We start from the raw sequence: 20,232 nt of genomic DNA, 5'->3' as shown, positions 1-20,232 counted from the left end.
GCGCCTCAGGCTTTGGCGGTTGCGGGAGAGACCTCCGGACGGGGCTTGCCCATCTCGTAGGTCGCGACGAAGGCATCGCTCACCGTATCGCGCAGCGCGTTGAACCAGCGCCCGCAGCCATGGCCGTGCAGCCAGCGCTCGGCGTGGAGCCCTTTCGGATTGGTGCGGTAGTAGAGGAACGAGCCCCAGTCGGCGTCGGCCATCTCGATTGGGCTCTCGGGCCGGGCGATGTGCGCCTCCCCGCCGCAGTGGAACTCCACCTCGGGGCGCTTGCCGCAATAGGGACAGTCGATCAGCAGCATGACGATGCCCTCGCTAGGGGGAATGGGCTCGAATGGCGTTGAGCAGATTCGATCAGGCGAAGGCGGGTTCGGCTCACCCCCCTCTGCCTGCCGGCATCTCCCCCACAAGGGGGGAGATCGATAATCGCGATGGTCCGCGCCTGCGTCGATGCGTCATCATTCAATGAATGGGCGGTGCGCCCAAACGAGATCCGATCTCCCCCCTTGTGGGGGAGATGCCCGGCAGGGCAGAGGGGGGTAACCACGCGCGCAGTCATCACGCCAATACCTCAATGCGCCACGGCCGCGGCGGCGGCCTCGTCGATCAGCCGGCCGGTGCGGAACCGGTCGAGGCTGAAGGGCGCGTTGATCTTGTGCGGCTCGCCGGTCGCCAGCGTATGGGCGAAGACGTGGCCGGAGCCGGGGGTCGCCTTGAAGCCGCCGGTGCCCCAGCCGCAATTGACGAACAGTCCCTCGATCGGCGTCTTGCCGATGATTGGCGAGCGGTCCGGCGTCACGTCGACGATGCCGCCCCAGGAGCGCAGCATCCGCATGCGGGTGAACTGCGGGAACAGTTCGCAGATCGCGTCGAGGGTATGATTGATGATCTGGATGCCGCCCTGCTGCGAATAGGAGACATACTGGTCGGTGCCGGCGCCGATCACCAGCTCGCCCTTGTCGGACTGGGAGATGTAGGCGTGCACGGCATTCGACATGACGACGCAGGGGAACACCGGCTTCACCGGCTCCGACACCAGCGCCTGCAGCGGCACGCTTTCCACCGGCATCCTCAGGCCGAAGCGGCTCATGACGACGCCGGTATGTCCTGCCGCGACGACGCCGACGCGCTTGGCCCCGATCGTGCCCCTGGTCGTCTCCACCCCTGCGACCGAGCCGTCGGGATGGCGCTTCAGGCCGAGCACCTCGCAGTTCTGGATGATGTCGACGCCTCTCGCATCGGCGCCGCGGGCATAGCCCCAGGCAACGGCGTCGTGGCGGGCCGTGCCGCCGCGCCGCTGCAGCGCGCCTCCGAGGACCGGGTAGCGGATGTCCGGCGAGATCGTCAGCGGCGGACAGAAGGCCTTGCACTCTTCCGGCGACAGCCACTCGTTGTCGATGCCGTTCAGCCGGTTGGCGTAGACGTGGCGCTTGAAGGAGATGACGTCGTGATGGTTGTGCGCGAGCATCAGCACGCCGCGCTGGGAGAACATGACGTTGTAGTTCAGCTCCTGGGACAGGCCCTCCCAGAGCTTCATCGCATGTTCGTAGAGGCCAGCCGATTCGTCGAAGAGATAGTTGGAGCGGACGATGGTGGTGTTGCGGCCGGTGTTGCCGCCGCCGATCCAGCCCTTCTCGATAACCGCCACATTGGTCACGCCATGCACCGAGGCGAGGTAATAGGCCGTCGCCAGGCCATGGCCGCCGCCGCCGACGATGACGACGTCATATTCCTTCTTCGGCTCGGGCGCGCGCCACTGTCGCTCCCAGCCTTGATGGCCGGATGCGGCTTCCTGAAGAAGGCCCTTGAGGGAAAAACGGCGCATGTCTCGAACCCCGCTAACTGAGGCGGAGAATGCGCAGAATGACGGTTTTCTGACTAACTCAAAAACGAAGTGGAACATTTCAAAAGCGACATCGATGACGATTTTTTTGCCGTGCCGCAAAATCCGGCATCGCACTGCAAAAAGCCACTGCATACAATGGTTTGTGTCGGCGGTGCGGTGCCTCGGGGGCAAAAGCATGGCGCCGCCGCCCACCCGATGACCGCATGGGCGCTTCCACCGGCTGGACCTCGGCGCGGGGAAAGCCGACACGCGGCGACCGTCGTTTCAGGTTTCGAGAGCCTCCGCGAAAGGTGTCGCAGGGACGTTTCCCGGCTTTCCAACCCGCGCGAAAAAGGTCTAGTCCGGTTCGCAAATGGCAGGCGGATCACCGCCGGCTCCCATCCCGTCGATTCCAGACCATGTCATCACGACCCATCACTTTGGCGCTCAACGGCTTCGGCCGGATCGGCCGGACGATCACCCGGATTCTCTCGAAGGCCGGCAACGACGACCTGCGGCTCGTCCTCATCAACGACATCGAGCCGCTGGAATCCTGCGCCTATCTCTTCGAATATGATTCGGTGTTCGGGCCGTATCAGGGGACGGTCGAGACCCGGCCGGAGCGGCTTGTCCTGGACGGTCGCGAGATCGCCTTCCATTCCGTCCCCGACATTTCCGCCCTCGATCTCTCCGGCATCGACGTCGTCCTCGAATGCACCGGCCACAACGACGATCGCGGGACCGTCTGCCGCGGGCTGGCGGCCGGGGCAGGGGCGGTGCTGGTCTCAGGCCCGTCGAAGGCCGCAGACGTCACCGTCGTCATCGGCGCCAACGAGGGAAGGCTCGGGAATGCGCGGATCGTCTCCAACGCCTCCTGCACGACGAATGCGCTGGCGCCGCTCCTCAAGGCGCTTCACGAAGGCTTCGGCGTCGTCTCCGGCCAGATGACCACCGTCCACTGCTATACCGGCAGCCAGCCGACCGTCGACAAGCCGCGCGGCGACGCGGCGCGCAGCCGGGCCGCGGCGCTCTCCATGGTGCCGACGACGACGAGCGCCGGCCGGCTGATCGGCGAGGTGCTGCCGGAGCTTGCAGGCCGCGTCGAGGCACGGGCGATCCGCGTGCCGACCGCCAGCGTCTCGGCGATCGACCTGACGGTCGCCACAAAACGGCCGGCGAGCGTCGAGGAGGCGAACGCCCTTCTCAGCGAAAAGGCGCGGAACTCGCCAGTCTTCGGCTGGACCGAAAAGCCGCTGGTTTCCTCCGATCTTCGCGCGCGACCGGAGTCGATCGTCGTCGCCGGTCCAGAAACATCCCTTGCCGGCGGCCTTCTCAGGGTGTTCGGTTGGTACGATAACGAGTGGGGCTTCTCATGCAGAATGCTGGAAATGGCACGCATGATGGGTCAGCGAACACAGGGAAGAGAAACGACCCATGTCGAATGATGATGCGAACCGCCTGTCGAAACGCCAGGAGGCGCTCGACTATCACGAGTTTCCGCGGCCCGGAAAACTGGAGATCCGTGCCACCAAACCGATGACCACCGGGCGGGACCTTTCCAACGCCTATTCGCCGGGGGTCGCCGAAGCCTGCCTGGAGATCGAGAAGAACGCCGCCGATGCGGCGCGCTACACCGCCAAGGGCAATCTCGTCGCCGTCGTCTCCAATGGCACCGCGGTGCTCGGCCTCGGCAATATCGGCGCCCAGGCCTCCAAGCCGGTGATGGAGGGCAAGGCGGTCCTGTTCAAGAAGTTCGCCGGCATCGACTGCTTCGACATCGAGGTGAACGAGACCGATCCGGAGAAGCTCGCCGAGATCGTCGCGCGGCTCGAGCCGACCTTCGGTGCGGTTAATCTGGAGGACATCAAGGCGCCGGACTGTTTTCTCGTGGAGCGCCTCTGCCGCGAGAAGATGAAGATCCCGGTGTTCCACGACGACCAGCACGGGACGGCGATCGTCGCCTCGGCCGCCGCGGTCAACGCGCTGAAGGTCGCCGGCAAGAAGATCGAGGATATCCGCATCGTCGCCCTCGGCGCCGGCGCGGCGGGCATCGCCTGCCTGAAGATGTTCCTGGCGATGGGCGCCCGGAAGGAAAACATCACTATGCTCGATTCCAAGGGCGTGGTGCATCAGCGGCGCAACGACCTTTCGCCCGAGAAGGCGGCGTTCGCCCGCGACACCGAGATGCGCACCACCATGGACGCGATGGAGGGGGCCGACCTCTTCCTCGGCGTTTCCGGACCGGGGCTGCTGACCCGCGAGATGGTCGCCCGCATGGCGGACAATCCGATCATCTTCGCGCTTGCCAATCCGGTGCCCGAGATCATGCCCGAAGAGGCGCGGGAAGCCTCGCCCGGCGCGCTGATCGCCACCGGGCGGTCCGACTATCCGAACCAGGTCAACAACGTCCTCTGCTTCCCCTTCATCTTCCGCGGAGCGCTCGATGTCGGCGCGACGGAGATCAACGAGGAGATGAAGCTCGCCTGCGTCGAGGCGATCGCCGGCCTTGCCCGCGAGACCGCCTCGGCCGAGGTCGGCCATGCCTATCGCGGCGAGCGGCTGACCTTCGGGCCGGACTATCTGATCCCGAAACCCTTCGATCCGCGGCTCTTGCCGACCATCGCCCATGCCGTCGCCAAGGCGGCGATGGAATCCGGCGTCGCGACCCGGCCGATCGATCTCGATGCCTATACGGCCAGGCTCAACGGCCAGGTCTACCGCTCCTATTCAGTGATGCGGCGGGTGTTCGACGCCGCCAGGGCCTCGCGCCGCAGCATCGTCTTTGCCGAGGGCGAGGACGAGCGGGTGCTCAGAACCGCCCAGGCGATGGTCGAGGAGACCCAGGACCGGCCGATCCTCATCGGCCGGCCGGAGGTCGTTTCGGCGCGGCTCGAACGCGAGGGCTTGAAGATCAAGGCCGGCGAGGACTTCGAGATCGTCAATCCGGAGGATGACCCGCGCTATCGCGACTACTGGAGCACCTATTACGAGCTGATGCGCCGACGCGGCGTCTCGCCGGATCTTTCCCGCGCGGTGATGCGCACCAACACGACGGCGATCGCCGCCGTGATGGTCCATCGCGGCGAGGCCGACAGCATGATCTGCGGCACCTTCGGCCAGTATCGCTGGCATCTGAACTATGTCAGCCAGATCCTCTCGACCGAGGAACTCCATCCGATCGCCGCGCTGTCGCTGATCGTCCTCGACAAGGGGCCGCTGTTCATCGCCGACACCCATGTCCACATGACGCCGGACACGACGCAGATCGCCGAGGCGGTGATCGCGGCGGCCCGGCACGTCCGCCGCTTCGGCGTCAATCCTCGGGTCGCGCTCTGCTCGAGTTCGCAGTTCGGCAATCTCGACAACGAGTCCGGCCGGGTGATGCGCGGGGCGATGAAGATCCTTGAGGCCAAGCATCTCGACTTCGAATATGAAGGCGAGATGACCACCGATACCGCCCTCGACACGGAGCTTCGCGACCGGCTGTTTCCGGGCGGCCGGCTGACCGGCAATGCAAACGTCCTCGTCTATGCCAATTCCGACGCGGCAGGCGCGGTGCGCAACATCCTGAAGTCGGTCGCCGGTGGTCTCGAGGTCGGCCCGATCCTGATGGGCATGGGCAACCGGGCGCATATCGTGACGCCCGGCGTCACCGTGCGCGGATTGCTCAACACCGCCGCGCTGGCGGGCTCGGCGGTGTCGAGCTACGGATAAGAATGCCTTGCGGCGACGATCTACGGGTCGTCGCCGCGGACCCGGTCTCCACCGGTTGCGAGCCCGCTGAAATAGACCCTCACTTAGCCTTTCAACAGCTTCCACGTCCTCTCGAGAAGGTTCAGCCAGTTCTCGTGGGCGATCTTGTCGATCAGCGCCTGGCCGTAGCCGTGGCGCTCCATCGCCTCAAAGAGCTTGGGCAGGCCGCTGGCATCGCCGATCGGCGCCGGTATGACCGCGCCGTCGAAATCCGAGCCGAGCGCCACGCCGTCCTCGCCAAGCCGTTCGACGAGGCCGTCGAGATGGCGGATCATCACGTCGAGCCCTGTATCGGCATCCATGCCGCCGTCCTCGCGCAGGAAGGCGGTAGCGAAGTTCAGCCCGACGAGCCCCTTTGATTCGGCGATGGCGGCGATCTGTCTGTCGGTCAGGTTGCGGCTGACCGGGCAGATGGCATGGACGTTGGAATGGGTGGCGACGAGCGGCGCGTCGGAGAGCCTGGCGACGTCCCAGAAGCCCTTTTCGTTGAGATGCGACAGGTCGAGGAGGATGCCGAGTTCGTTGCAGCGCGCCACCAGGCGCTCGCCGGCCTCGGTCAGACCTTCGCCGATGTCGGGGGATGAGGGAAAGCGCATCGGCACGCCATGGGCGAAGATGTTGTTGCGGCTCCAGACCATGCCGATCGAGCGCAGCCCGGCGGCAAACAGCACGTCGAGCATCTTCAGGTCCGCGTCGATGGCCTCGGCGCCCTCGATGTGCATCACCGCGGCCATCGCTCCGGCATTCATGGCCGAGCGGATGTCGGCGACCGACCGGCAGACCTGCAGCCGTCCCTCGGAGGCGCGCTCCAGCCGGAACAGGATCGAGGTCATGGAGATCGTCGCGGCCTCGGCGACCGTCCTTTCCAGCGGCGCCGGCAGCGGCATCTCGTAGCCGCCCGCCGGCATGCGGGAGAAATCGAGCCCGCCGCGCGGCGAGGGCGGGAACATCGCGAAAAGCCCGCCGCGAAGATTGCCGGCCTTGGCCTTGGCGAGGTCGATATGGCCGGGGGCAGCGCCGGCGAGAAAGGCGTCGAACGCCGTGTCCCGACCATCCATGTGGAGGCGCAGGAGGGTGTCGTTGTGGCCGTCGAAGACGACTGGAGAGGTCATGGGCGAAATCCCGGCATGAAGGGGCGGCGGCAGCACGGCCACCCGGATCCTGAGCGGAGCACTACCACCGCCGCCGCCGGATGACGACGGTTGATAAGGCTGCACCTCGCTTTTGCCGCGCGGGTCGGCTATCCCAACCGCTATCGCCACGGCTTCCTGCGGGCCGTCGCCAGCCGTTCCCGCCTGCCCGACCTCCCATCGGAATGCCATGCTGAAGCGCTTCTTTGCCTATTACCGGCCGTATAAGGGTCTTTTCGTCCTCGATTTCGGCTGCGCCGTCCTGGCCGGGCTCTTGGAACTCGGCTTTCCGATCGCGGTCAAGGTGTTCATCGACACGCTGCTGCCGAGCGGCGACTGGCCGCTGATCGTTGCGGCGACCGCCGGGCTTCTCTTCATCTACCTCGTCAATACCGGACTGATGGCGGTGGTCACCTATTGGGGCCACATGCTCGGCATCAACATCGAGACGGAGATGCGGCGCAGGGCTTTCGACCACCTGCAGAAGCTCTCCTTCGGCTATTTCGACAACATCAAGACCGGCCATCTGGTCGGCCGCATCACAAAGGACCTGGAGGAGATCGGCGAGATCGCCCATCACGGGCCGGAAGACCTCTTCATCGCCGTGATGACCTTCTTCGGCGCCTTCTTGCTGATGCTGTTCGTGCATGTCGAACTCGCCGTCATCACCGGCATCGTCGTGCCGATCGGCGCCTGGCTGACCAGCCGCTACGGCGCCCGCATGACCGCTACCTGGCGGTCGATCTATGCATCGATCGGCGACTTCAACGCCCGGATCGAGGAGAATGTCGGCGGCATCCGGGTGGTCCAGGCCTTCGGCAACGAGCATCACGAGCGCCGGCTGTTCTCGGTCAACAATGCCGAATACCGGCGGCGCAAGCTCGATGCCTACAAGATCATGTCGTGGTCGCAGTCGCTGAACTATTTCTCGATGCGGCTGACCCAGGTCATCGTCATGGTCGCCGGCACCTGGTTCGTCATTTCCGGCGACCTTTCGAATGGCGGCTTCGTCGGCTTCCTGCTTCTCGTCGGGGTGTTCTTCCGGCCGGTGGAGAAGATCGCCGCGGTGATCGAGACCTATCCGAAGGGCATCGCCGGCTTCCGCCGCTACCTCGAATTCCTCGACACCGAGCCGGAGATCGAGGATCGCCCCGGCGCCGTCGCAGTCGAGACCGTAAAGGGCGCGGTCGAGTTCGACCACGTCCGCTTCGGCTATTCCGGCGACCGGGCGGTGCTGAAGGATGTCAGCTTCCGGGCCGAGCCCGGCGAGACGATCGCCTTCGTCGGCCCCTCCGGCGCCGGCAAGACCACGATCTGCGCGCTTCTGCCACGCTTCTACGAGGTCAGCGGCGGAGCGATCCGCATCGACGGCATCGACATCCGCGACATGACGCTTGCCTCGCTGCGCAATCATGTCGGCGTGGTCCAGCAAGACGTCTTCCTGTTCGGCGGCACGGTGCGCGAGAACATCGCCTATGGCCGTCTCGACGCCAGCGACGAGGAGATCGTCGCGGCGATGCGGCGGGCTTCCCTCGAAGCCACCGTCGCGGCGCTGCCGAACGGCCTCGACACGATCGTCGGCGAGCGCGGCGTGAAGCTCTCCGGCGGCCAGAAGCAGCGGCTGTCGATCGCCCGGATGTTCCTGAAGGATCCGGCGATCCTCATTCTCGACGAGGCGACCTCGGCCCTCGACACCGAGACCGAGCAGGCGATCCAGGCTTCGCTCGCCGAGCTTTCCAAGGGCCGCACGACGCTGGTCATCGCCCACCGCCTGTCGACCATCCGCCATGCCGACAGGATCTGCTTCGTCGCCGGCGGCGAGATCGTCGAGACCGGCTCCCACGTCGCGCTGATGGCCGAGGGCGGCGCCTATGCCCGGCTGGTCGCCGCGCAGTCGGACCTGTCGCGGCCAATCGGCGAGGGCGGGCCAAATAGCGCGCGGCCGATCCTCAGCGCGGTTTCCGGATGACCATGGCGACGAGATAGGGGCCGCCGAGGAGGGCAGCGAAAAGCCCGGTCGGCAATTGGTAGGGGAAGGCGAGGCTGCGCGCCGCCGTGTCGGTCAGTGCCATCAGCAGCGCCCCGAGGAGCGCTGCCCCGACGACCTGCTCGCGCGGTCGGGCAAAGCCGATGCTGCAGGCGAGATGCGGCGCCATCAGGCCGACGAAGGAGAGCGGCCCGACTGCCAGCGTCGCGGCCGCCGTCAGCACCGCCGCAAGGGTGACGAGCAACGTGCCGGCCCGTGCCGACGAGAGGCCGAGGCCGCGGGCGGTGACCTGGCCGAGCGAGAGAACCGACAGCCAGCGATGGGCAAGAAGCGCCAGTGGCGCCAGCAGGATGGCAGCGGCGGCCTCGCCGAGCGCCAGTTGCGGCGTGACGCGCAGCGTCGAACCGCTCATCCAGTCGAGCAGCCTCGATGCTTCCGGCCCGCCGCGGGCCATCACCAGCGTGACGCCGGCGCCGGCAAGCGATGCGACGGCGATGCCACCGAGCAGCAGGCGCTCCGGCCCGAGCCCGGCGGCCCTGGCGAAGACGAGGATCGCGGCGAGTGCCAGAAGCGCGCCGAGAGCGGTGGCGAGAAGCATTGCGCCGAGGCCGGCAAAGGGAACGGCGACGAGCAGCAGCGCCAGGCCTAGGCCGGCGCCGGAGCTGATGCCGAGGACCTCCGGGCTGGCGATCGGATTGGCGGTGAAGCGCTGCAGGATGACGCCTGCGACGGCGAGCATCGCACCGGCCGAGACGCCGGCGAGAAGCCGCGGCCAGCGAAGCGGCAGCACCGCCTCGATCGATCTCAGATCCGGCAGGAACCCGATGCCGTCAGGCGCCAGCAGCAGCGAGGCGAGGCTGGCGAGCAGTGTCAGTGAGGCGAGGCCGGCCAGCAATGCCTGCGGCTGCGCCAGCCGCCGGAAATGCACTGCCATCGGCGAGACCGCCCGTTTCGGCAGGCGCGGCAGCAGCCAGAGGAGCAGCGGCGCGCCGACCAGTGCCGTCACCGCGCCGGTCGCGATGCTGGTGCCGAAACCTGCCTCCAGCGCCAGGACGACGGCTTCGGTGGCAAACAGCAATACGGCGCCAACAAGGGGGGCGGCGACGAGCTGCGCGCCGGCGGTGCGGGCGCCGGAGAGCCTTGCGAGATTGGCGGCCATCAGCCCGACGAAGCCGATGATGCCGACGAAGGCGGTGACGGTGGTGGCGAGCACCGTCGCGAGGACCACCGCAGCGAGCCGGATCGTTGCGGTCGAGACGCCGAGGCCGCGCGCCGTCTCGTCGGAAAGGCCGATGAGGCCGAGCGGCCGGCGGAGGAGTGAGGCGGCGAGACCTGCAAAGGCGACAAGACCGGCGAGAGCGAGGTCGTTGCGCCAGCCACTCTGGGCGAGCGCGCCGCCGCCCCAGAGATAGAGCGACATCATGTAGTCGCCGCCGGCAAGGATCAGCGTCGCCGAAAGCGCGCCGCAGACCAGCGAGACGACGAGACCGCAGAGGATCATCGTCACCGGGTCCCAGTCGCGGGCGCGGGCGAGGATGAGCACGATAATCAGCGCGCCCGCCCCGCCGACGAAGGCGACGAGGCTCGCGGCTTCGGCGACCAGAACGGGCGCGAACAGCGTCGCGGCGCCAAGCGCGAGCTGCGCGCCGGCGCTGACGCCGAGGGTCGAGGGATCGGCGGCGGGATTGCGCAGGGAGCGCTGCAGCAGCGCGCCGGCAAGGCCGAGGGCGGCGCCGCCGAGAAGCGCGAAGACGCCCCGCGGCAACAGGCCGAAGGCCAGGAAGATTTCGGCAAATCCCGGCGCGAGACCTTGTGTCGAGGCGCGGGCGGCAAGGCCGAAGACGGCGAGCGCTGCGACGAAGAGCAGTACCCAGCCGGCAATCGCCGCCCGGTGCGGCCGCCGGGTCTGATCGCTCCGAACTGCCGTCATGCCGGTCGCGGGGCTGGGCGGTGGGTGACGGCGGCCGTGACGAGGCGGGCGAGGCGCAGCGACGCCGGCAGGGCGCCGAAGGCGTCGCAGGGCTCGATCACCGCAAAACGCCCCGCGGCGACCGAAGGCAGCGCCTGCCACAGGGCGCCGGTGCGGATCGTGGCCGCAGCAGCTGGCGGCACCGGGTCGACGACGATGAGGAAGGCGTCGGGATAGGCGGCGAGCGTCTCCATGCCGACCGGCGCCGTGGCGCTGTAGCGCGTACCACCCTGCCAGGCATTGGTCAGGCCGAGCCGCACGAGCGTCTCGCCGAATAGCGAGTCGCCGCCATAGACGCGGACGTGGTTGGCATCGCCGACATCGACGAGCAGGACCTTGCGGCCTCCATCGGTCCGAAGGCTCTGACGAAGGTCTGCGATGGTCGCTCGCGCACTGTCGATGACTGCCTTACCCTTGTCTGGGATGTCGAAGTCGCTGGCGAGGGCGAACGTCATTGCTTCGATCTTCTCAAGAGGCGGCTCGCCCGGAACGAAAAGCTCGAATGTCTTCAGCGGGGCGATCGGCTCGATCTGCGGCGCTGCCCAGGCGCTGTAGTTGCTACCATAGACAATATCAGGCCTGAGCAGCGCCAGCCTCTCGAAACTCAGGGCTCCGCGCAGGCCGAGATCGGCGACGCCGGCAGGAATTTCCGGCTCGACGGCAAGACGGCGGAACAGGATCAACTCCGGCGCTGCCAGCGGAACGAGGCCGAGGGCGATGGCGGTTTCAAGGAGCGCCCAGTCGACGACGGCAAATCTGCGCTTTGCCGCGGCTCGCGCCGCGGCCGGAGCGAGCGAGGCGGCGGCGAGCGCCTGCAGCAACCGGCGCCGGGAGAGGGGAAAGCCCGTCACGCGATGTAGCCGATCGGCGTCGCGGTGCCGGGCGGCGAGAAGACACCCATGCGCACGGAATAGATCGCCTCGAGCCGGTCGGGCCGCATGATCGCCTCTGGGGCGCCATCCGCGACGATCGCCCCGCCTTTCAGGGCGATCAGCCGGTCGCAGATCCGCGCCGCCATGTTGATGTCGTGAAGGACGACGACGACGGAATGGCCGTGGTCGTCGCAAAGCCTGCGCAACAGGTCGAGCATCTCGGCCTGATGGGCGACGTCGAGGGCCGAGGTCGGCTCGTCGAGGACGAGGCAGGCGGCCCCTTGCGCGATCATCATGGCGAGCCAGACCCGCTGGCGCTCGCCGCCGGACAGGTCGTCGACCGACCTTTCGGCGAAGGTCATCGTGTCGGTGCGGGCCATCGCCTCGGCGATCGCCGCCTCGTCCCGGTCGCCGAGCCGGCCGAGCGCGCCGTGATGCGGGTAGCGGCCGAGGGCGACGAGCTCGCGGGCGGTCATGCCGTCGGTCGCCGGCGTCGTCTGCGGCAGATAGGCGAGGCGCCTGGCAAAATCGCGGTCGCCATACCTGGCGATCGGTCGGCCGCCAAAGCTGATCGCTCCCTGATGCGGCGCTGCCTGGCGGGCGAGCAGCCGGACAAGGGTCGACTTGCCGGAGCCGTTCGGGCCGATCAGCCCGGTGACGCAGCCGACGCCAAGCGTCAGGTCGAGCCCCTGCAGGATCGGGCGTCCACCGACCGCGAAACCGATCCCTTGCAAGCGAAAGAGCGGCGCCATGGTGGCGCCGCCCGCAGTCTCGTCTGTCTCTGTCGGCGTCATCAGAAGCTGAAATGGGTCTTCAGCAGTGCGGTGCGCCCCTCGCCATAGCCGCAGCTCGAAGCGCTCTGGCAGCCGGCGACGTATTTCTTGTCGAAGACGTTGTTCACGTTGAGCGAAATGCCCCAGTCGTCCTGTTCGTAGCCGAGCTTGGCATCGAAGACCGTCGCGTCCGGCACTTTCAGGGTGTTTTCGTTGTCGGCGTAGCTGTCGCCCTGATAGCGGATGCCGGCGCCGGCCGTCACGCCCTTCAATGCGCCGCTCGGCACGGTGTAGTTCACCCAGGCCGAAGCGAGCACCTCGGGGATCAGCCATGGGCGCTTGCCGACGATGCTGGTATCGGCGTCCTCGGTGATCTCGAGGTCGTAGGCGGTGAAGGCGCCGGTGACGTTCCAGGCCTCGTCGAGATTGACGTTGGCCTCGAGCTCGACACCACGTGAGCGGACCTCGCCGAGCGCCTCGGTGACGTACATGCCGTTGACCGTGCGGTTCTGCAGGGTGTTGCGGCGGGTGAGGTCGAACACCGATGCGGTGAAGCTCGCATCGAGGAAGGTCGGCGAATATTTCACGCCCGCCTCATACTGCTCGCCGGTCTGCGGGCCGACAGGATCGCCGGCGGTGTCTGTGCCGATCTGCGGCTGGAAGAACCGCGAGACGCTGACATAGGAGGTCAGCCCATTGGCGAATTCATAGGCGATGGCGGCCCGGCCGCTGGCGGCGCCGTCCTCGCGGTCATAGTCGTTGTCGGCGGCAGTCTGGTCGTCGCGGTCGATCCAGACATTGTCGTAGCGCCCGTTCAGGGTGAGGATCCAGCCGTCGCCGAACTTCGCCTGCTCCTGGGCGTAGAAGCCGAGCTGGTTCATGTCGATGATCTCGTCGACATAGGGATCGTAGAGCGCGCCGAGATTGTCGTCATAGACCGGATCGATGGGATCCAGCTCGTCGGCCGGGCCGGTCGCCTGCCACTGGTCGATCCGGTAGTATTTATAGTCGACGCCGGCGATCAACTGGTGGTGCACCGCGCCGATCTGGTCCTCGAAGACCAGCTGGTTGTCGCTCTCGAAGAGATCCGCCTTGGTGTCGTGGGCGAAGTTCAGCCGGTAGAGCGTGTCGTCGGTGGTGTCGAAGTCGTAGGGATAGGGCCCGTATTCGCTGCGCTCGACGTGGATCAGCCGGGTGTTGGAGCGGAAGGTCAGCTGATCGTCGAGGGCCTGCTGGAAATCCCAGCCGACGCTCGCCTGCTTGGAACGGAACGAGTCGGAATCGGGCTCGCTGTAGAAGAGGTCGCGCGGGATGTAACCGTAAGACGCTTCTTCCACGGTGCCGACATAGGGCCAGAAGCCGCCCATGTGGCGCTGGTCGTCATACTGGTAGGTCGCATAGAGTTCGAGCCGCGTGTCGGCATCCGGTTCGTAGAGGAGGCTCGGCGCCACCGCGCCGCGGAAGTTGTCGGCATAGTCGGTCTCAGTGTCGCCGCCCTTCACGCGGCCGACGATGCGGTAGCTCCAGGGATTTGCCTCGCCGAAGCTGTCGCCGATGTCGAAGCCGACATAGCCGTTCGGATCGTCCGTGACGCCGGCTTCGACGTAGCCGTGATGGGCGCCGTCGGCGCGCTTGGAGATCTGGTTGACGATGCCGCCGGCGTTCGATCCGCCATAGAGCACCGAGGCCGGGCCGCGCAGCACCTCGACCCGGTCGAGCAGGAACGGATCAACCGTGATCCCGGCAAAGGCGTACTGGTAGAGCTGCAGGCCGTCGAGGAACATGCCGGCCTGGGTCGCGTCGAAACCGCGGATATAGACCCAGTCGGTGTCCGAGTCGGCGCCGAAGGGCTGCGAGTAGACGCCGGGGGTATAGCGCAGCGCCTCGTCGACCTTCTGGACGCCGCGGTCGTCGAGCTCCTTGCGTCCGATCACCGAGACCGACTGGGGGATCTCGTTGATCGGCGTTGCCACCTTCGCGCCGGCCGTCGCCTCGCTGGCGACATAGCCGTCGACCGGCGCCGGGTCGGCGAGGCCGCGGGGCTGGTGCGTCGCGTCACCGTCGGTTTCGCTGCCGATGACGACTTCGTCCAGCTTGACGACCGTCTGTGCGAAAGCGGCGTTGGACGAAAGCAGGCCGAGGCAGCCGGCGAGGACGAACGCCCCGGTAAGCGCCAGGCGGCTGTTGAGGGAGAAGAGAGAGCGGGAAATCGGCAGAGAAGAGATCGGGCGGGACATCAGGGGGACCTGCAACGCGGAACACACGCCGGCCGTCTACATCGCGATACCTGATGATAAAAGTCATAATTTCGCCGCAAGGCCTGCTGGGATTGCGACTGTTGCGATCATGCCGAAACTCTGGACCGGTTCAAACCTTGGCGCACCGGGCGTTCTATCGCGTCGATGCAGATCATGCCGGCGCTGCCGATTGCCGGCCGGTCCTCGCTCAAGCTGCCGTCGCTCTGCGCGGCGCAGACATCATTCAGAGGAAGTCGCCGTCGACGAGAAGATCGTCCCGAACCGGCCAGCGCTCGGCCTCGTAGGCCACGGCCTTTCGGAAGGGAAACGCGTCGAAGAGCGGCCGTGCGTCGAAATGGTAGACCGACTGCTGCCTTTCGGCCCATTCGAGGACGGCGTGCCAATCGAGCGGTCGCAGGCGCGGCCAGCAATAGGCCGGCACGGTCTTGCGGTCGAGAATGGAATAGAGGTCCATCATCCGGTGATCGACGAGGATCGACGCCGTGACCTCGACCTCCTGCGGCCCATGCTGGCGCGTCACGCCGAAGGGAAAGGCGGGAACGCCCAGCGCCTCGGCGACGACGATCCCGTGCAGCGAACTCGACAGCACGCGCCGGCATTGGCCGATCTTGCGGATCACCTCTCCGACCCCGTCGAACGACCGCTCGGCGATGGGATTGACGATGGTGACCCGCCCGGCGAGGTCTTCGGGGATCTCGTAGCGTCGCAGTCCGGGCTTCAGCAGCGCGTCGGTGCGCCGGCCGTTCCACTCGCTGAGATGGGGCACCACGCCGATGTCGTAGAGCTTTTCCTGGCTCGCATGTTCCGGCCAGATCTTCCGCACGAACCAGCCGGGATCGCCGAATACCTCCGGCGCGGCGACGCCGAGGCTGCGAAAGAGCTCTTGGGTGTGCCGGCCCCGGCATGCGGCGATCTCGAAGCGCGTCTCCGGCGGAAGCCGGTAACCGGCCTTATCGACGTTGCGACCAGGCGTGTAGCGGTCGATGCCGGATCCCCACAGCTGCACGGTGCCGCCGGCAAAATTCTGGGCGATGGTGCCGATCGCCGAAAGCCTCGGTTCCGCCGTTTCGAACGGGATCTTGCGGATGCGCCTGCCCGAGATCGCGGTGACGATGATCGGGCTCAACGCATCGCCGAAGTTCACATGGCGGTGTTCCTCGGCGAGACTCGCCCAGGTGAGATTGAGCTCACGCCGCACGAATTTGCGCCGCAGGGTCTCGATTCCCTCGCGAAACGATGCCAGATGGCGCCGTCCGCGGATCGAGGCTTCGGCCTCAGTCGAAGTCGAACCGGTGATTGTTCCGTTCCCGATTATGTCGTTCATCTGCCCAATGACTGCTCGACGAGCCTCCGAACCCCCGGGCCACAAGCCGCTGCCGGCCAGCCGGCAGCGGCTGTTCGGCGCCGTCGCCCGACCTCAGGCCACGGGCCTTCACCAACCGATGAAATGACCAGGCTTTGACGCAGGATCCTTCTCCGACGTTCGATCCCCTGTGGAAAGAGGCCCGCGAGGCGGTGGAGGAACTGACCGAGCGGTTCGGTAGCCTGTCCGTCTCGCTGCCTCAAGAGCTGAGGCGCGCCCTCGGGCACGGCGTGCCCTACGGTGAACCGGCCGAGGCTGTGCTGCTGCACAAGGGCATGATGCATGGATTTCCGCTTTCGCGCCTGACGGAGTTGGCCGAATGGGAGCCGGTCTTCCAGAACGCGGTCTTCGTTCTCCTCGTCGACCGGTGGCAGCCGGCACCCCGCCTTGGCGGGCTGAGGTCGCCGCTGGCCTGGCTCGGAAACCAGCGCGCCCTCCAGCCGCTGAAGACCTATCTCGGTGACATCGCGTCCGGGCGCTTCTCCGGCGGCCGCACGGTGTTCATCCATATTCCGAAGACCGCCGGCACGTCGATCTACGAGGCTGCCCGGGGACATTTCCATCGCTCGCTGCTGCTCGGCTCCCATGCCGAGCTGAAATCCGCCACCGAGCATCTGCCGGCTTACGATTTCGTCGCCGGGCATTTCACCTACGATGTCGCGAAGAAGGCGATGCCCGGTGCGAATTTCGCGACGCTGCTGCGCGAGCCGCTTTCCCGGCTGGCCTCGGCCGCGGGCCACGCGCGCCGGGTAGGCTCCCGGAGCCGGGCGCCCGGGATGAACCTCTTGCGCGAAAAGACGCTGAAAGAGTTCATCGAGATGCCCTACGGGCGGTCCGCACTGTTCATGCAGAACCGGTTCGTCGCAGGGATTTCCGGGCCGGCGCCGGCCTCGCGTCTCGCCGCGGCCCTCGACAGGGTCGCGGCGGGGACGGTCGACGGCATGCCCGGCTTTCTCGCCCGCAACAGGGCGCTTCTGAGGATCGGTCCGGACGAGATCGCCCGGCACAACGTCACGAGGGACCGCAACAGTCTCGTGCCGCAGGAGGAGATCGACGAGGCTCTCGCCGCCCATGGCGATCTCATCGAAGAAGCGGGCGAGATCTACCGCATTGTGCGGTCTCGGGAGATCGCCGCCGGCTCCAAGCGGACGTGAAGGCATCTGTCGAAGCTGACGGCGTCGCGTGCGGTCAGGAGGCCGCCGCGCCGTCATGCCGTTCGGCGTCGATTTCCGCGAGGCTGGCGAGTGCTGCCCTGACGATCTCCTCACGCACTTCGAGCTCGCCGGCGCTCATCGTCATGCGGTCGAAATCCGACCACATGATCCAGCGGGACAGGCTGCGTGCCTCGGCGCTCTGCTGCAGGAAGATGCGGATGCCGGAATGGCGGCCGTCGGCGATGATCGCGACCATCAGCTGCTCGATTCCCGCGAGCGGGCCTTCCAGCAGCGCGATGAAGCGGTTGAACTCGTGGATCAGCATGCCGGTGACGCCGAGTTCCAGATTGTGCCGCGCCGAGCTCTCGCCGATGGCCGAGATCTCGGCGGCGGTGATGCCGGGCGCCGGGCGGGAGACAAAGGCGAGGCGGTAGATCGTCATGGCCGCACTCCTGATTGGCCGCAAGACGTCGGGTGCGATCGTCAGCCCGGCCTGTAACGACAATATGACTTTGCGTCCGGGGCGCCAACTGCTCCCACTCGGTGACCCAAACGGCGCAAGCGGGGAGGCGTTGCAATGATCTTCGCAAGGATGCGTGCATTCCGGCTTCTTGCCGCTGCCATGCTCTTCGCGGCCGCCCTCCCGGTCGCATGGATTCCGGCGAAGGCCTTCGCTGCGAGTGCAGGGGATGGTGAGGCCGGCCCGGCGATGCGGGGCCTCGATCCGCTGTTCGATGCGCTGAAGGCCGCGCCTGACGAGGCGAGTGCGAGGGTGATCGAGGACAGGATCTGGCGTTTGTGGATGCATGCGCCGGACCGCCGGACGGAAGATCTCGTCAGAAGAGCCATGGAAAAGCGCCGCGTCTACGACTTTGCCGGGGCGAAGGCGCTTCTCGACGAGGCGGCGGCCGGTGCGCCGGCCTATGCCGAGGTCTACAACCAGCGCGGCTTCGTTCTGTTTCTGCAGGACGACTACGACGCCGCGCTGGAAGACGTCGACCGGGCGATCGCCCTTGAGCCGCGACATTTCGCGGCGATGGCAGGCCGCGCCCTGATCCTCATGCGCCAGGGCCGTCACCGCCTCGCCCAGAAGCAGCTGCGCGAGGCGGTGGCCATCAACCCCTTCCTGAAGGAACGCGGTCTCATTGCAGAGGACCCGAAGCGGGACGCGCCAAGGCCTGGCATCGACCTTTGAGAATCCTCGATCGAGCTGCCGCGAGCGGCCGGCGCGTCGATGGACCGGAGCAAGGGAGGATGACGGCTTGTTGATTTGGCGACGGCACGGTTGCGGTTAGCCTCAGCTCTGGCAGCGGCTGGTAGGGGCCGTGGCTGGAAGGGGCCGTGGCTGGAAGGGGCCGTGGCCGGGCCAGTCGGCTGGTCACTAGCCGCTCGAGGATCTTGAGGCAGAGGAGGTGCCATCTTGCGCCATCGTCTCGCGGGGCTGCTTGCCCTCCTGCTGCTGCTTGCCTCCGGTCAACTGGCCATCGCCCAGAGCGCCGGGCCGGGGGAGCGGCCGAGCCAGTGCCGGGCGATCGCCAGTCTCGTGCCGGAGGTCACCTATGCCCAGGCCTCGCCGAACGACCGCGGTCTCTTCCAGGGCCGGACAGCCGACCGCGACGTCAGGATCACTTATGTGACCCACGCCACCTTCCTGATCGAAAGCCCGGCAGGGATCCGCGCCGCCACCGACTTTTCCGGCTATGCCGGGCCGGTGCTGCCGGACATCGTGACGATGAACAAGGCGCATTCCTCCCACAACACGCCCTATCCGGACCCGGCGATCGCCCATGTCCTCAGAGGCTGGAACCCCGACGGCGACGGCCCGGCCCGCCACGCGCTCAGCCTCGGCGACATGTATGTCCGCAATGTCACCACCGACATCCGCTCCTGGGGCGGGGCGCTGGAGCCTGACGGCAATTCGATCTTCATCTTCGAAGTGGCGGGCTTGTGCATCGGCCATCTCGGCCATCTGCATCACCGGCTGACCGACGAGGACTATGCCGAGATCGGCCGGCTGGACATTCTCATGGTGCCGGTCGACGGCGGCATGACGATGAGCCAGGAAGGCATGGGCGAGATCGCTGAGCGGTTGCAGTCGCGGATCATCCTGCCCATGCACCGCTTTCGCGGACCGATCGACCGCTTTCTCGCCAAGGTTCCGGATTTCGCCGTCGAATGGCGCAGCGAGGACAGCTTCACTGTGTCGGTGACGACGTTGCCGGACCGGCCGACGGTGATCGTCCTGCCGGGCGTATGAGAGGGCGGCAGGCGAGATCCCGACGCCGTCGCGCTAGCTGTCGAGGAAGCGGACGCGGCCGGACGCCATCTCGTGCACGGCGCCGACGATCAGAACCTCCTTCGCTTCGACCATCGCCTTGATCGTCGAACTCCTGTCGACAAGCGCGCGGGTGGCGAGCGTCACGTTGGTCTCGGTGACCTTCTGGACGAAGTCGCGATCCTTCGAGCTCTTGACCGACCCACCCGCGGCGGCAGCCACGACGGCCGGGCGAATGTTCGCGAGCAGCGCTGTGATGTTGCCGAGTTCGACACCGTCGATGGCCCCCTTGACCGCCCCGCAGTCCGCGTGACCCAGCACGCAGATGAGTTTCGCGCCCGCGACCCTGGTCGAATATTCGAGGCTGCCGAGGATGTTGGTGTCGACGAAATTGCCGGCGACGCGGGCGTCGAAGATGTCGCCGATCTTCTGGTCGAAGACGAGTTCGGGCGGCACGCGCGAATCGATGCAGCCGAGGATCGCCGCGAATGGCGCCTGGCCGCCGGCTGCCGCCTTGCTCTGAGCGAGAAGATCGCACTGGGTCGTCTTGCCGGAGACGAAGCGCTCGTTGCCGGCCTTGAGGAGCGCCAGGGCATCGGCGGGCGAAAGCGCCTTCTGGCGTTCGGGCGTGAAGACGGTGCAGGCGTCGTCCACCGCTGCGATCGACGGCCGCGCGAGCGTTGCGAGAGGGGCAGCGGCGAGACAGCCGCAGATCATCCGCCGGGTCAACATAGGGCACCTCCACCGTGCGTTTTTTTCGCACGAGATAAGGACACCATATCAATCCGAGTGCAACCTGCTCATGTGGCGAGCGGCATCCTCTGGTGAATTCTCCCCAACGATCCCTTCCGGCATTTGCGGCAAATGCCGGAA

Annotated in this window: 16 protein-coding genes; 6 read left to right on the top strand and 10 right to left on the bottom strand. The window is 66.8% G+C overall.

The window, feature by feature from the left end; all coding sequences use genetic code 11:
• Nucleotides 1–5: 5 nt before the first annotated feature.
• The gene (locus tag E3C22_RS06295; protein ID WP_134761161.1) at nt 6–302 is read right to left on the bottom strand and encodes a sarcosine oxidase subunit delta; all 297 of its coding nucleotides are present in this window, start codon (nt 300–302) and stop codon (nt 6–8) included.
• A gap of 269 nt (nt 303–571) precedes the next feature.
• Nucleotides 572–1,825, bottom strand: a complete 1,254-nt coding sequence (locus E3C22_RS06285; RefSeq protein ID WP_134761160.1) for a sarcosine oxidase subunit beta family protein — start codon at nt 1,823–1,825, stop codon at nt 572–574.
• Nucleotides 1,826–2,244: 419 nt separating this feature from the next.
• Between E3C22_RS06285 and E3C22_RS06280 the strand changes: the two genes are divergently transcribed.
• Both E3C22_RS06280 and E3C22_RS06275 read left to right on the top strand, forming a co-directional pair.
• A complete protein-coding gene (locus E3C22_RS06280) occupies nt 2,245–3,270 on the top strand; it encodes a type I glyceraldehyde-3-phosphate dehydrogenase (RefSeq protein ID WP_134761159.1) in 1,026 nt (341 codons plus the stop codon).
• Complete coding sequence (locus E3C22_RS06275; protein WP_134761158.1) at nt 3,260–5,539, top strand: NADP-dependent malic enzyme; 2,280 nt, start codon at nt 3,260–3,262, stop codon at nt 5,537–5,539. Before E3C22_RS06280 ends, E3C22_RS06275 begins: the two co-directional genes overlap by 11 nt.
• Nucleotides 5,540–5,622: 83 nt before the next feature.
• Here the strand turns inward: E3C22_RS06275 and E3C22_RS06270 are convergent, their stop codons facing one another.
• Nucleotides 5,623–6,690: a dipeptidase gene (locus E3C22_RS06270; protein ID WP_134761157.1), complete on the bottom strand. Its 1,068-nt coding sequence runs from the start codon at nt 6,688–6,690 to the stop codon at nt 5,623–5,625.
• 208 nt (nt 6,691–6,898) lie between these two features.
• On the opposite strand from E3C22_RS06270, the gene E3C22_RS06265 reads away from it, so the two are divergent.
• Nucleotides 6,899–8,677, top strand: coding sequence for an ABC transporter ATP-binding protein (locus E3C22_RS06265; protein WP_134761156.1), 1,779 nt, complete (start codon nt 6,899–6,901; stop codon nt 8,675–8,677).
• Here the strand turns inward: E3C22_RS06265 and fhuB are convergent.
• The 5 genes from fhuB to E3C22_RS06240 form a co-directional block, all read right to left on the bottom strand.
• On the bottom strand, nt 8,658–10,625 hold the full coding sequence (gene fhuB, locus E3C22_RS06260) for a Fe(3+)-hydroxamate ABC transporter permease FhuB (protein ID WP_134761155.1): 1,968 nt from the start codon (nt 10,623–10,625) through the stop codon (nt 8,658–8,660). The two genes, E3C22_RS06265 and fhuB, sit on opposite strands and share 20 nt — an antisense overlap.
• A complete protein-coding gene (locus tag E3C22_RS06255) occupies nt 10,622–11,515 on the bottom strand; it encodes an ABC transporter substrate-binding protein (protein WP_134761154.1) in 894 nt (297 codons plus the stop codon). Before E3C22_RS06255 ends, fhuB begins: the two co-directional genes overlap by 4 nt.
• Nucleotides 11,512–12,288: an ABC transporter ATP-binding protein gene (locus E3C22_RS06250; RefSeq protein WP_134761153.1), complete on the bottom strand. Its 777-nt coding sequence runs from the start codon at nt 12,286–12,288 to the stop codon at nt 11,512–11,514. Before E3C22_RS06250 ends, E3C22_RS06255 begins: the two co-directional genes overlap by 4 nt.
• A 41-nt stretch (nt 12,289–12,329) precedes the next feature.
• A complete protein-coding gene (locus E3C22_RS06245) occupies nt 12,330–14,546 on the bottom strand; it encodes a TonB-dependent siderophore receptor (protein ID WP_134761152.1) in 2,217 nt (738 codons plus the stop codon).
• Nucleotides 14,547–14,790: 244 nt separating this feature from the next.
• Complete coding sequence (locus E3C22_RS06240) at nt 14,791–15,891, bottom strand: polysaccharide pyruvyl transferase family protein (protein WP_134761151.1); 1,101 nt, start codon at nt 15,889–15,891, stop codon at nt 14,791–14,793.
• Nucleotides 15,892–16,082: 191 nt separating this feature from the next.
• Here E3C22_RS06240 and E3C22_RS06235 point away from each other — a divergent pair, with 191 nt between their 5' ends.
• The gene (locus tag E3C22_RS06235) at nt 16,083–17,084 is read left to right on the top strand and encodes a hypothetical protein (protein WP_134761150.1); all 1,002 of its coding nucleotides are present in this window, start codon (nt 16,083–16,085) and stop codon (nt 17,082–17,084) included.
• 34 nt (nt 17,085–17,118) lie between these two features.
• Here E3C22_RS06235 and E3C22_RS24425 read toward each other — a convergent pair whose 3' ends face one another.
• Nucleotides 17,119–17,526, bottom strand: coding sequence for a BLUF domain-containing protein (locus E3C22_RS24425; RefSeq protein ID WP_167591664.1), 408 nt, complete (start codon nt 17,524–17,526; stop codon nt 17,119–17,121).
• A gap of 135 nt (nt 17,527–17,661) precedes the next feature.
• Here E3C22_RS24425 and E3C22_RS24420 point away from each other — a divergent pair, with 135 nt between their 5' ends.
• Nucleotides 17,662–18,279, top strand: a complete 618-nt coding sequence (locus tag E3C22_RS24420; protein ID WP_167591663.1) for a tetratricopeptide repeat protein — start codon at nt 17,662–17,664, stop codon at nt 18,277–18,279.
• 225 nt (nt 18,280–18,504) lie between these two features.
• Nucleotides 18,505–19,341: an MBL fold metallo-hydrolase gene (locus E3C22_RS06220; RefSeq protein ID WP_134761148.1), complete on the top strand. Its 837-nt coding sequence runs from the start codon at nt 18,505–18,507 to the stop codon at nt 19,339–19,341.
• Between the two features lie 33 nt (nt 19,342–19,374).
• Here the strand turns inward: E3C22_RS06220 and E3C22_RS06215 are convergent, their stop codons facing one another.
• Nucleotides 19,375–20,091, bottom strand: a complete 717-nt coding sequence (locus E3C22_RS06215) for a carbonic anhydrase family protein (RefSeq protein ID WP_134761147.1) — start codon at nt 20,089–20,091, stop codon at nt 19,375–19,377.
• Nucleotides 20,092–20,232: the final 141 nt, after the last annotated feature.

The sequence above is a fragment of the Jiella endophytica genome (genome assembly GCF_004519335.1).
Classification (GTDB): Bacteria; Pseudomonadota; Alphaproteobacteria; order Rhizobiales; family Rhizobiaceae; genus Jiella; species Jiella endophytica.
Note: the sequence above shows the minus strand (reverse complement) of the source record. Positions and strands in the feature narration are given on the sequence as shown.

Coding starts and splice junctions, on each gene's coding strand:
- E3C22_RS06295 (WP_134761161.1), bottom strand. CDS start 302: ATGCTGCTGATCGACTGTCCCTATTGCGGCAAGCGCCCCGAGGTGGAG.
- E3C22_RS06285 (WP_134761160.1), bottom strand. CDS start 1,825: ATGCGCCGTTTTTCCCTCAAGGGCCTTCTTCAGGAAGCCGCATCCGGC.
- E3C22_RS06280 (WP_134761159.1), top strand. CDS start 2,245: ATGTCATCACGACCCATCACTTTGGCGCTCAACGGCTTCGGCCGGATC.
- E3C22_RS06275 (WP_134761158.1), top strand. CDS start 3,260: ATGTCGAATGATGATGCGAACCGCCTGTCGAAACGCCAGGAGGCGCTC.
- E3C22_RS06270 (WP_134761157.1), bottom strand. CDS start 6,690: ATGACCTCTCCAGTCGTCTTCGACGGCCACAACGACACCCTCCTGCGC.
- E3C22_RS06265 (WP_134761156.1), top strand. CDS start 6,899: ATGCTGAAGCGCTTCTTTGCCTATTACCGGCCGTATAAGGGTCTTTTC.
- fhuB (WP_134761155.1), bottom strand. CDS start 10,625: ATGACGGCAGTTCGGAGCGATCAGACCCGGCGGCCGCACCGGGCGGCG.
- E3C22_RS06250 (WP_134761153.1), bottom strand. CDS start 12,288: ATGGCGCCGCTCTTTCGCTTGCAAGGGATCGGTTTCGCGGTCGGTGGA.
- E3C22_RS06245 (WP_134761152.1), bottom strand. CDS start 14,546: ATGTCCCGCCCGATCTCTTCTCTGCCGATTTCCCGCTCTCTCTTCTCC.
- E3C22_RS06240 (WP_134761151.1), bottom strand. CDS start 15,891: ATGAACGACATAATCGGGAACGGAACAATCACCGGTTCGACTTCGACT.
- E3C22_RS24425 (WP_167591664.1), bottom strand. CDS start 17,526: ATGACGATCTACCGCCTCGCCTTTGTCTCCCGCCCGGCGCCCGGCATC.
- E3C22_RS24420 (WP_167591663.1), top strand. CDS start 17,662: ATGATCTTCGCAAGGATGCGTGCATTCCGGCTTCTTGCCGCTGCCATG.
- E3C22_RS06215 (WP_134761147.1), bottom strand. CDS start 20,091: ATGTTGACCCGGCGGATGATCTGCGGCTGTCTCGCCGCTGCCCCTCTC.